Source organism: Streptomyces sp. NPDC008163, assembly GCF_042956885.1.
Classification (GTDB): Bacteria; Actinomycetota; Actinomycetes; order Streptomycetales; family Streptomycetaceae; genus Streptomyces; species Streptomyces drozdowiczii_A.
Window position 1 is genome coordinate 233,797 of sequence record NZ_JBIBHG010000011.1, and the last position, 10,677, is coordinate 244,473.

The window sequence follows — 10,677 nt, forward strand, 5'->3', positions numbered from 1 at the left end:
CTCGCTACCTCCGACGGTCGGTGCGCTTGGAAGCGGTCCGCTTGGACGCCGACTTGGACGCCGACGTCTTCTTCGACGCGGACTTCTTCGCCGGGGCGGTCTTCTTGGCCGCGGCCTTCTTCGCGGGTGCGGCCTTCTTGGGCGTCGCCTTCTTGGCCCGGGCCGCCTTCTTCGCGGGTGCGGCCTTTTTCGCCGCGGGCTTCTTCTCCGCGCTCTTCTTGGCGGGTGCCGCCTTCTTGGCCGGGGCGGACTTCTTGGCGGCCTGCTTCTTCGCCGGCGCCTTCTTGGCGGCTGTTCTCCTGGACGGTGCCTTCTTCGGCGGTGCCTTCTCGGCGGGCGGCTCGGCGGACTCGTCCTCTTCCTCGTACTCCTCGCCTTCGCCGTCGTCCCAGGGCTCGTCCTCGGACGATTCGTCCTCCTCCTCCGGTTCCTCCTCCTCCGGTTCCTCGTCCTCCGGTTCCTCTTCCTCTTCGTACGCGTCGTCGTACTCGTCCTCGTACGGTTCGTCGTCGTACTCGTCCCGGTCCTCGTCCTCCTCGCCCCGGCCCTCGGAGAGCCGGGCGGTGCGGTCGCCGATCGCGTCGGCCAGCGAGGACATGCTGCGGTTCGCCGCGGCCGTCACCGCCTTGCGACCCGCCTCCAGGACCTCGCCCCGCAGCTGTTCCTGGAGCTCGGCGACCTGGGGGACACCGCCGAGGCGGCGCACGCCCTCGGCGGCGAGCTGGCGGGGTTCGAGCCCGAACCTCCGGCCCGCCAGGTAGGTCGCGAGGGTCAGGGCCATGCGGCCCTTCTTGGTCCGGCCCAGCACGTAACCGCCGACCACCGCGGCTGCGAGCGCTACCTTGGCCTCGTCATCCATGAGCACGTCACCTTCGATCGTTTGGCAGTCGGCCCGCCCGAACGGCGTGCAGCCGGTCGAGCAGCCGCTCCTCTTCCCGTTCGAACTCCTCGAGCGTGATGTCTCCGGCCTCCAACTCCTGGTTGAGTACGGCCAGTTGCGCGCGCAGTACGCGGGGGTCGCGCAGTTCCCGCTCGGCGGCGTCGTTCAGCTTCCCGGCCACCCACACCACCCCCCGCACGGGTGCGACGGGCAGCGTCAGCAGACCGGTGATGAGACCCATCTCAGCCACCGCCCACGGGGACCGGCCGGGCCTCGGCGGAGACGAAGCTGTAGCACGGCAGCGGCCCGGCCAGGCGGAGCTCCACATGGCCGCGGTTCCCGGCCGCGAACCGGCGCGCCTCGGCCAGGAACGCGTCACCGGCCTCCCGCTCCACCAGGAACGACACATTGAGCGCGCACCCCTGGACCTCCGGGCCCGCCGCCACCGCCCGGGCCCTGGGCGTCAGCTCCCGAAGCACCCGCCGCCCGGCCTCGCCGGCCCGCCGCGCGAGGGCGGCGGCCACCGCCTCGCCCAGCCGCAGACTCGCCTCGTAACCCGGACGCCGCCGCGCAGCCTCCCGCAACGTGCGTACGGTGCCGTCCTCGGCGACCACATCGGCGAGCGCGCCCTCGGCGGCGAGGGCCTTCACATTGATCTCGTGGCAGCCGGCGAGCCGCTTCAGGGCCGCCACATGGCCGTGCTCACCGGCGGCGAGCTGCCGCTCCACGGTGTCCAGGTCGGGGGCCACCATGCCGAACCGCATGGGCAGCACGGGCCCCTCGTCCATCAGGCGCAGCAGCAGATCCTGGTGGGCCAGCAGATCGCGGCGGCGCGCCCGGAGGTCCGGGGGAGCGTCGCTGACGACCGCGGCGAGCCGTCCCCGCCGGACGGTCCGCAGCCGTGCGGGCGGGCCGCCGACACCGCCCTGCCCGGGCGGGAGCACCGTCCCGGCCCGGGTGATCGCGTACACGTACACACCGTCGGCCGTCACCGCTCACACCTCCGCACGGCGGCGCCGGCTCTCGCTGTCGCGCGCAGGGGCCCGCCGCTTCCTCGGCCGCTCCTCCTCCGGCTCGTCGTCGTCGCCGCCGACCGCCTTGCGCACGGTGTCGCCCACCGACTCGGCGGCCCTGCGCACCTTCCGCTTGCCGATGGACTTGGCGGCGCCGCCGCCGATCAGCTCCGGAACCGTGGTGCTGCCGGAGTCCCGTTCCAGGTCGAGCCGGTTGCACGCCTCGGCGAAGCGCAGATACGTGTCCACGCTCGCGACGACGATGCGCGCGTCTATCTTCAGGATCTCGATGCCGACCAGGGAGACCCTGATGAAGACATCGATCACCATGCCCCGGTCGAGGATCAGCTCCAGGACGTCGTACAGGGTGCCGGCCCGCGGCGGGCAGGCGACGACTTCGTCGGAGTAGGTGGTCGCGGTCATGGGAATGTCCTTCCGGCAGGGGAGTGGACGCCGCTCACTCGTCGGCGGCGCCCCGGCGGTACCGGCGGACCCTGCGGTACTCCAGGAGCTCACCGGCCCGGTCGAGCTGCACCTCGTAGGAGGCGAGGAGGCTCGTGGTGTCCGGAATCCGGGGCACTTCGAGAACGTCCACGACAACGCACCAGCCGTCGTCGGTGCGCCGGACGGCGGACACGCCCTCCGCGCGGTGGTCGATGAGACCCTCCAGGCTCTGCATGGCAGCGCGGGCCGCGTGCTCGGGGCCCCGTGCGGACGGGGCACGCCGCTTGGTCGCCGTTTTCGTGGTTCCCGCCTGGGAGCGCCGCTGATCTGCCATGGGACCCAGTCTGCTCACTCCCGCCGTCCCCGCATCTTGGGCGGGGGCATCGGGGTGCGTGCCTCGCGGTGGCGCCGGGCGCAAGGTGTAGACACTGTCTACGCGAGTCTGGTAGACAGTGTCTATGGATCAAGCACGTCAAGCCGATTCCTTGCGGGAACGCCTGATCGACGCAGGTGTCGAGCTCGTCATGAGCGAGGGGGCCGCGTCGCTCGGCCTGCGCGAGATCGCCCGCCGCGCCGGGGTCTCCCACGGCGCCCCGCGCCGCTACTTCCCGACCCACCACGCCCTGCTCTCCGCCATCGCCCGGCGCGGCTTCGCCCACCTCGCCGCCCGGTTCGCGGTGGCGGGCGAGGCAGCCGGGACACCGCGCGACCAGCTGCGGGGCCTCGCCGACGCGTTCCTGGACTACGCGGCGGAGTACGGCGGCATGTTCGAGCTGATGTTCCGCCACGACCTGCTCGACAGCGAGGCCCATGCGAGTGACGCGGACGAGCCCGGGCCGCGCCTGCGCGAGTCGACCCTGCCGTTGTTCGCGCGGCTCGTCGCACTCGTCGCCCAGGACCGCGCCCACCGCACGGAACACGGCGACGGACCCTCGTACGCCTCCGCCCCGCCGCCGGCGCTGACCGCGGCCGCCCTCTGGACCAACCTGCACGGCATCGCCGTCCTCCGCGCGAACGGCAGCCTCCAACTGGCCTTTCCCGGAGCGGGCGAGGGACCGGATCCGCTCGTCACGGCGGCACTCGACGCCCACCTCGGCCGGGCGGACGCATGACCCTCACCGCCGTACGGCCCCGCGCCGCGCTCCTCGCCTCGGTCGCGGGCGCGATGATCGTCGCCCTGGACGGCACCGTGCTGCTCGTCGCCCAGCCGGACCTGCGCGTCGGCCTCGGGGCCACCGTCACCCAGGTCCAGTGGACGAGCACCGCCTACCTCCTCGCGGTCGCCGCGCTCCTCGTGATCGCCGGGCGGCTCGGGGACCGCTACGGGCACCGGCGGCTGCTCTGCGTCGGCGTGCTCGGCTTCGGCGCCGCTTCGGCCGGCATCGCCTTCGCCCAGGGCATCGGCCTCGTGATCGCCCTGCGCGCCGCCCAAGGGGTGTTCGGCGCGCTCCTGCAACCGGCGACCCTCGCCCTGCTCAGGCTGGTCTACCCGGCCGACCGCCTCGGCCGGGCCGTCGCCTTCCGGACCAGCGCGATCGGGCTGGCCGCCGCGGCCGGTCCGGTGCTCGGGGGAGTCCTCGTCACGCACTGGGGCTGGCGCGCCGTCTTCCTGATCAACATCCCGGCCGCCCTCGCCATCGCCGCGCTCGCCCTCGCCGTGCGGACCCCGGAGGTGCCGCGCCCCGCGGACGGGCGGTTCGACCTCACCGCCGGCGCCCTCCTCGCCGCCGCGCTCGCCACCCTCGTCCACACCCTGGCCGGCATCCCGGACGAGGGATGGACCGGCACCCGGACGGGGCTCGGGCTGCTGCTGAGCGTGCTCATCGGGGCGGCGCTCGTCGCGTACGAACGCCGCAGCGCCCAGCCGGTCGTGCCGCCGACCGTGACGCGCTCGGTGCCCGTGACGGCCTCGATGGCGCTGCTGCTCACCACCTCCGGCGGACTGTTCGGGGCGCTGTTCGTCGTCACGTTCTTCCTGCAGCAGGGGCTCGGCCTCGATCCGCTCAGCACCGGACTGCGCTGCCTGCCGCTGACCCTGCTCATGATCGCCGGGGCGCCCGTGGCCTCGGCAGCGCTCAGCCGGTTCGGGCCGCGCCGCACCGCGATCACCGGCCAGCTGTGCGTCGTCCTCGCCGTCCTCGGCCTTTCCCGGCCGGGTTCCGCGTGGGAGACCGGCCTCGTCCTCGCGGTGCTGGGGGCGGGCTTCACCGCGGTCATGGTCACCGCCACCGGGACCGTCGTCGGGGACGCCCCGCCCGGGTACGCCGGGGTGGTCGGCGGCCTCAAACAGACCGCCATGAACGTGGGGCCCGCCCTCGGGATCGCCGTCGCCGCCGGCCTGATGCCGCTCACCCCTCCGGCCCTCGGCGGCCCGGGACATCAGCTCCTGCCCGTAACGGATCTCGCCCTGGGCCGGGCGCTGCCCGCCGTGGCGGCGCTCGCCGCGCTCGGTCTGGTCCCGGCGTCGCTGCTGCCCCGGCGCCGAACTCTCGCTCGAACGCCCGCCCGCGTCGTGGGGTGCGGCGACCGCCAGTAGGCTGCCGAAGGATCACGCACCCGTGGACGAGGAGCAGACCGATGGACCTCCGCCTGAGGACGATCAGCCGGGAAGAGCACCTGGCGTACGTCGGCAGTCTCCCCTCCGCGAGCCACATGCAGGTCCCGTCCTGGGGCGAGGTGAAGCCCGACTGGCGGGCGGAGAGCCTCGGCTGGTTCGACGGCGCCGGCAGGATCACCGGCACCGCCCTGGTCCTGTACCGGCCGCTGCCCAGGATCAAGCGCCATCTCGCCTACCTCCCCGAGGGCCCCGTCATCGACTGGTACGACGACGATCTCGACCGGTGGCTGAACCCGCTCCTGGAACACCTCAAGGCGCGGGGCGCGTTCACCGTGAAGATGGGCCCGCCCGTCGTGGCCCGGCGCTGGGACGCGGCCACCGTCAAGGAGGCCATCGCCGATCCCGGGGCGCACCGCCTCGGCGAGGTCCCGCCCACCGGACAGGACCCGCGCGCCCTCGCGCTGACGGACCGTCTGCGGACCATGGGCTGGCAGCGGTCCGGGGGCGACGGCGAGGACGGATTCGCCGCCGGACAGCCGCGTTACGTCTTCCAGCTCCCCCTCGCCGGCCGCTCGCCCGAGGACATCCTGGCCGGGTTCAACCAGCTGTGGCGGCGCAACGTCAAGAAGGCCGAGAAGGCCGGCGTCAAGGTCGTCCAGGGCGACTACGCCGACCTGGACACCTTCTACGCGCTCTACACCGAGACCGCCGAGCGCGACCGGTTCATCCCGCGCCCCCTGGCGTACTTCCAGCGCATGTGGAAGGCGCTCACCGCTGAACACCCCGACCGGATGCGGCTCTACCTCGCCGCGCACGACGGCGAGGTGCTGGCCGCCGCCACCATGCTCACCGTCGGCGGACACGTCTGGTACTCGTACGGGGCGTCCACCAGCCGCCGGCGCGAGGTCCAGCCCAACAACGCCATCCAGTGGCAGATGATCCGCGACGCCCACGCCATGGGCGCGCACGTCTACGACTTCCGCGGCACCACCGACACCCTCGACGAGAGCAACCACCTGCTCGGGCTGCTCCGCTTCAAGGTCGGCACCGGCGGACAGGCCGCCGAGTACGTCGGCGAGTGGGACTACCCGCTCAACAAGGTCCTGCACAAGGCGTTCAGCCTCTACATGGCGCGGCGGTAGCTCACCCCTCGCCGTCCAGGTCCAGCGCCTCCAGCGGCCGCACCGCCGGGCCCTGGAGCACCGAGCCGTCGACCCCGAAGCGCGAACCGTGGCACGGGCACTCCCACGCCGTCTCCGCCTCGTTGAACGCCACCAGGCACCCCAGATGCGTGCACCGCGCGGACACCGCCCGCACCGTGCCGTCCGGCGCCCGGTACACCGCGCAGCGGCGGCCGTTCACCCGGACCACCGCCCCCGTGCCCGGAACCACCTGGCTCACCGAGTCCAGGTGGCTGACCCGCAGCCGGTCGCCGACGAAGTGCTTGGCCACCTCCGCCTGCGCACCCAGCAGCGACCCCGCCTCGCGCACCGCGCTCCCCAGCCGCCGGGGGTCGTACAACTGCGCCCACGGCAGCGGCGGGACGCCGTCCGCGATGAGCGAGGTCAGCAGCCGGCCCGCGAGCACCCCGCCGGTCATGCCCCAGCCGCCGAACCCGGTCGCCACATAGGTGTGCCGGGCCCCGATGTGGAACGGTCCGATCAGCGGGACCGTATCGCTGGGATCGTTGTCCTGCGCCGCCCACCGGTACGCGGTCGGGCCCGCCGCCGGGAACCGCTCGTGCATCCACGCGTCCAGCCGCCGGAACCGCTCACCGGGGTCCCCGGTGCCCGGCGTGAAGCTCTCCCCGGTCACGATCAGCAGGCGCCGGCCGTCATCGAGCGGAGTGGAGCGCACCGAGCGCTTCCCCTCGTCCTCGGTGATGTACATGCCCTTCGGCGCCAGGTCCGCGGCGATGGGCGCGGCGACGACCAGCTCCCGCCGGGGTGAGAGCCGGGCGAACAGCATCGCGCGGTCGAAGACGGGGTAATGCGTGGCGACCACCACGTCCCGGGCCGTCACACTGTGCCCCGACTCGACGGTCACCCGGCACGGTGTCCCCTCGGACAGCCCGGTCACCCGGCTGCGCTCGAAGACCCGTCCTCCCTGCGCGATCAGATCCCGGGCCAGCCCCAGCAGGTATTTGCGCGGGTGGAACTGGGCCTGGCCGTCCGCCCGGACCGCCCCGCCGACCGGGAAGGGCAGTTCCGTCCCGGAGACGTACGCGACATCGAGCCCCGCGTCGGCGGCGGCCCGCGCCTCCGCCTCGATCAGGTGCCGGGACCGCGCCCCGGCCGCGTAGCTGTACGCGCTCACCCGCTCCAGGTCGCACGCGATCCCCAGCTCCGCCACGATGCCGGCCACCCGGTCCACCGCGTCCAGCTGCGACGCCGCGTACAGCAGGGTCGCGTCCAGACCCCGGGTCCGCCGCAGCCGGTCGTACACCAGCGACTGGAGGGCGGAGACCTTGGCCGTGGTATAGCCGGTCACCCCGGAGGCGACGCGGTCCGCCTCCAGGACCACGACGTTCCGGCCCGCCCGGCTGAGCTCCCACGCCGTGCTCAGGCCCGCGATGCCGCCGCCGATCACGACGACGTCCGCATCGGTGTCCGACGCCAGCCGCGGGTGCTCGGGTGCGTCGGTGCTGTCCATCCAGAAGGACTCGTCCAGCCCCGGAAGAGGGCGGGGGTGGTTCATCGTGTGCTCTCCCAATCATTCGGGGCCAGGAGGTGTCGTGCCGGTCGGGGGCGGTCATGACGCACACCACGGACGGAAGGTGCTCTGCGTCATACGGAGGCCGGGGAGCGGCGCAGTACGCTGCACGGCGATCCAGCACCCGAGGGGACGCCCCGATGCCCGCAGACCTTGCCCCGCTCATCGCCGCCACCACCCAGTGGCTGACGCGCGCGTTCCCGGCCGGCGGCGGCCCGCTCACCGCCGCGCTGGCCGAGGCGCAGGCCCGCCAAGCCGTCACGGTCGCCACCTGGCTGCGCTATCCGACCGACCTGGACGCCGCCCTCGTGGTCCTGACCGGGCCCGGCGGATCCGCCCGCCTGGACGAGGTCACCGGCGGCCACGGGCGTGCGACGCCCGGCCCGGCTGAGGTGGCCTGGCGCAGCTGGGTGGACGAGGTCGTCGCCAGCTGGGCCGCCCATCTGCTCACGGCGCCCGACGCGGCGAAGGAAGCGGTGAAGGCGCTCGACGGGACCGAGCACGGGGTGACCGGACCCGCCGAGTTCCGCCGCCTGACCGAGCCCAGCGCGTACGACCTGGCCGCCACCGCACTGCTGCGCCACCCCGACCTGCTGGAGCCGATAGCCCGCCTCCACCACACGGACCTGCTCGACCGCCTGCGCCTCGGCCCGGCCCGCGCCTGCTGAGAGCCGGGGCGCCCGGGTACGTCGGCGCCCGGTTCGGCCCAGCGCGCTTCAGCCCTTGCCGCGACCGCTCAGCAGGTCGCGCGCCCGGTCGACCAGGCCCGCACCGGGGCCGAGGAGCTTGTTGCCGGGCGGGGTGTCGGGCATCGAGGGGTGCGGACGCGTCGGGGCGGTCTTCTTCGCCGCGCGCACCTTCTCGCCCAGCTGGTCCAGGGTCTCCGGGGAGACGGCCGCCGCCAGGAGCGGGAACAGCCGGTTCTCCTCGTCGCGCACGTGCTTGGTCACTTCGAGCTTGAGCTGCGCCACCAGGTGGTCGAACTGCGGGTCGTCCGCGGGCAGCCCCTCCAGCTCCTTGAGGTGCTGCTCCACCTTCGCGTGGTCCTCCAGCTCCTCGTCGGCCATGTCGTCGCCGTCGTCCACGAACCGCCGGACCACCGGGTAGAGGTGCATCTCCTCCGCCACGGAGTGCCGGACCAGCTCGATCGTCAGCTCGTCGGCGAGCTTCCTGCGCTGCTCGTCGCCGACCGGCTGGGCCTCGATCTTCGCGAACAGTTCGTCGACCTCGCGGTGGTCCGTGGTGAGCTCCGCGATCACGTTCCCGCCGTGTCCCATGAGTGCAACCCTCTCCGCTTGTGTGGTGCGTGCGAGCCCAAGTCAGCTCACCGTTCCACAGCGGTACCCCCGAACCCCACCAACACACGGAGCCACGCCCCACTCCGGTCAGGCTGGCGTAACGGTCCCGTGCCGCACACCGTCAGGGACGTACCGGCGGCGCGGTGACACCGGAAGCCGTGCCGAGCGGCCAGGCCTCGATGTCGCGGTAGCGGATCTGCCCGGGTCCGCTCCCCGCGTTGCTGCCGACCAGGTGCAGGCGCTTTGCGGGCCACGGGCGGCCCCGGAACTCCGTGAGCAGCGCGGCGATCTCCCCGGCCGACGTGTGGTCGCCCCGGCGCACCCGGGCGAGGGTGAGATGGGGGCGCAGCGGCCGGCCCTCCAGGGGGATCCCGCAGTCCCGGACCACGGCCCGTACGCCGTCGGCGAGCCGGTGCAGTCCGTCGAGGTCGCCGGCGACGCCGCTCCACGCCACCCGTTCGTCGAACGTGCCGCCGCCGTGCAGCGCCAGGAGGGGAGCGGGGTGGGAGGCGGCGAGAGCGGCGAGCGGCGGACGCAACAGCGGAACGGTGTCCACCGGGAGGGCGCCCAGGAAGGCCAGGGTGATGTGCCAGTCCTCCACCCGGTTCCACCGCACCTCGGGGTGCGTCGCACAGGCGGGGCGCAGCTCCCGGGCCAGCTCGTCCTTGGCCGGGTCGGGCGGAGCGAGGGCGATGAACACGCGCACGGTCGCGGGCGGGGGGTCTGTCGCTGCCGGGGTCTCTTCGGTCACCCGGCATTCGTATCGCATGCGGGACCGGCCGCTCCCGCCGGGTGGCCGGCGGCGCCGCGGACCGGAACATTACGCAGGGTGAGAGGAATGGCCATTGATCCCGAATGGGGCGCGCACCCGGCGCACGGGAGCGCGATGTGTTCGGCGCGTGTCCGTGGACGAGGGGGTGTACGCCGGCGGTTATCCGAATGTGCGCGGGTCGTATTCAGCGAAATGCGCACAATCGGGACATCGAGTGGCTGAAAATTTCCGGGGGAGTGGGCCTGGCATATGTCTCCGGCCGGCCTTCCCGCATGTCGCGGCCGTACGGGCTGATAAGTAATGGGTCGAATTCGACTCTTGTGCTGTCGGCGGTCCTCTATGGTGATTGGCGTGAACGGGCGAAGCCGGACGACCGGCCGGCCATCGGCGCCACGTCGGTATCCCGAGGCGTAACGTATCTCCGGCCCGTGCGGCCGGACTTGCGCGGTAGGGACGGGCGGTGCGGTGGCGGGGGAGCGGTGAATCCGTGCGGCGCGCCCGCATATATCTGAAGAACATGCGGTGGCATGTGGGAAAACAAGTGGGGGGACAGTCGTGACCAATCCTTTCGATGACGAGTCGGGCCGGTTCGTGACGCTGGTGAACGGCGAGGGTCAGTATTCGCTGTGGCCGGCGCACATCGAGGTGCCGGGCGGCTGGAGCGTCGGCGGTCCGGAGGGTTCGCGACAGGAGTGTCTGGACGCCATCGAGGCCGCTTGGACGGACATGCGGCCCGCCGGCCTGGTGCGGGCGATGGAGGCCGACGCCGGATAGATCCGCGCGCGGGCCCGCGCGCCGCCTCGGCCCGCGGGCCGCCTGTGCGCCCCACTCGATCAGTGCCGTTCCCATTCGGGCAGAATCGATCAATCCGCAGCGGTGATCGATCACGCAATGGCGAGAATTGTTCATGCCGCTGTCACGCGGCTTTATTTCCCCATTGATGAACTGCATTGACGGACCATGCGTAGGCCTGTCCTCGATAAGCGTAAAAACCGAGCCCG

Annotated in this window: 13 protein-coding genes; 5 read left to right on the forward strand and 8 right to left on the reverse strand. The window is 72.9% G+C overall.

Annotation, left to right across the window (positions count from 1 at the left end; translation table 11 throughout):
• Positions 1–4: 4 nt before the first annotated feature.
• Genes ACFZAT_RS24505 through ACFZAT_RS24525 form a run of 5 tightly spaced genes read right to left on the reverse strand, consistent with a single transcriptional unit; the run spans position 5 to position 2,671 of the window.
• Complete coding sequence (locus ACFZAT_RS24505) at positions 5–859, reverse strand: histone protein (protein ID WP_391267063.1); 855 nt, start codon at positions 857–859, stop codon at positions 5–7.
• A gap of 7 nt (positions 860–866) precedes the next feature.
• Positions 867–1,121, reverse strand: a complete 255-nt coding sequence (locus ACFZAT_RS24510) for a gas vesicle protein GvpG (RefSeq protein ID WP_391267064.1) — start codon at positions 1,119–1,121, stop codon at positions 867–869.
• Between the two features lies 1 nt (position 1,122).
• Positions 1,123–1,872 carry a GvpL/GvpF family gas vesicle protein gene (locus ACFZAT_RS24515; protein WP_391267067.1) on the reverse strand — a complete coding sequence of 250 codons (750 nt, stop codon included), beginning with the start codon at positions 1,870–1,872 and terminating at the stop codon, positions 1,123–1,125.
• Positions 1,873–1,875: 3 nt separating this feature from the next.
• Positions 1,876–2,316: a gas vesicle protein GvpJ gene (locus ACFZAT_RS24520; RefSeq protein ID WP_391267069.1), complete on the reverse strand. Its 441-nt coding sequence runs from the start codon at positions 2,314–2,316 to the stop codon at positions 1,876–1,878.
• A gap of 34 nt (positions 2,317–2,350) precedes the next feature.
• Entirely contained in the window at positions 2,351–2,671 is a 321-nt protein-coding gene (locus ACFZAT_RS24525; RefSeq protein ID WP_391267072.1) for a gas vesicle protein GvpO, read from the reverse strand.
• A 124-nt stretch (positions 2,672–2,795) separates the two neighbouring features.
• Between ACFZAT_RS24525 and ACFZAT_RS24530 the strand changes: the two genes are divergently transcribed.
• Genes ACFZAT_RS24530 through ACFZAT_RS24540 form a run of 3 tightly spaced genes read left to right on the forward strand, consistent with a single transcriptional unit; the run spans position 2,796 to position 6,036 of the window.
• On the forward strand, positions 2,796–3,449 hold the full coding sequence (locus ACFZAT_RS24530) for a WHG domain-containing protein (RefSeq protein ID WP_391267074.1): 654 nt from the start codon (positions 2,796–2,798) through the stop codon (positions 3,447–3,449).
• A complete protein-coding gene (locus tag ACFZAT_RS24535) occupies positions 3,446–4,873 on the forward strand; it encodes an MFS transporter (RefSeq protein ID WP_391267077.1) in 1,428 nt (475 codons plus the stop codon). The genes ACFZAT_RS24530 and ACFZAT_RS24535 overlap by 4 nt, the downstream gene beginning before the upstream one ends.
• A 41-nt stretch (positions 4,874–4,914) precedes the next feature.
• A complete protein-coding gene (locus ACFZAT_RS24540; protein WP_391267079.1) occupies positions 4,915–6,036 on the forward strand; it encodes a peptidoglycan bridge formation glycyltransferase FemA/FemB family protein in 1,122 nt (373 codons plus the stop codon).
• Between the two features lies 1 nt (position 6,037).
• Here ACFZAT_RS24540 and ACFZAT_RS24545 read toward each other — a convergent pair whose 3' ends face one another.
• Positions 6,038–7,591, reverse strand: a complete 1,554-nt coding sequence (locus ACFZAT_RS24545; RefSeq protein ID WP_391267081.1) for an FAD-dependent oxidoreductase — start codon at positions 7,589–7,591, stop codon at positions 6,038–6,040.
• A gap of 155 nt (positions 7,592–7,746) precedes the next feature.
• On the opposite strand from ACFZAT_RS24545, the gene ACFZAT_RS24550 reads away from it, so the two are divergent.
• Complete coding sequence (locus tag ACFZAT_RS24550; RefSeq protein ID WP_391267082.1) at positions 7,747–8,274, forward strand: hypothetical protein; 528 nt, start codon at positions 7,747–7,749, stop codon at positions 8,272–8,274.
• 48 nt (positions 8,275–8,322) lie between these two features.
• Here ACFZAT_RS24550 and ACFZAT_RS24555 read toward each other — a convergent pair whose 3' ends face one another.
• Positions 8,323–8,883 (reverse strand): hemerythrin domain-containing protein, encoded by a 561-nt coding sequence (locus ACFZAT_RS24555; RefSeq protein WP_391267084.1) that lies wholly within the window; start codon positions 8,881–8,883, stop codon positions 8,323–8,325.
• Positions 8,884–9,025: 142 nt separating this feature from the next.
• Positions 9,026–9,673, reverse strand: a complete 648-nt coding sequence (thpR, locus tag ACFZAT_RS24560) for an RNA 2',3'-cyclic phosphodiesterase (protein WP_391267086.1) — start codon at positions 9,671–9,673, stop codon at positions 9,026–9,028.
• Positions 9,674–10,231: 558 nt separating this feature from the next.
• Between thpR and ACFZAT_RS24565 the strand changes: the two genes are divergently transcribed.
• Positions 10,232–10,450, forward strand: a complete 219-nt coding sequence (locus ACFZAT_RS24565) for an MbtH family protein (RefSeq protein ID WP_073969135.1) — start codon at positions 10,232–10,234, stop codon at positions 10,448–10,450.
• The last annotated feature ends 227 nt before the right edge of the window (positions 10,451–10,677 follow it).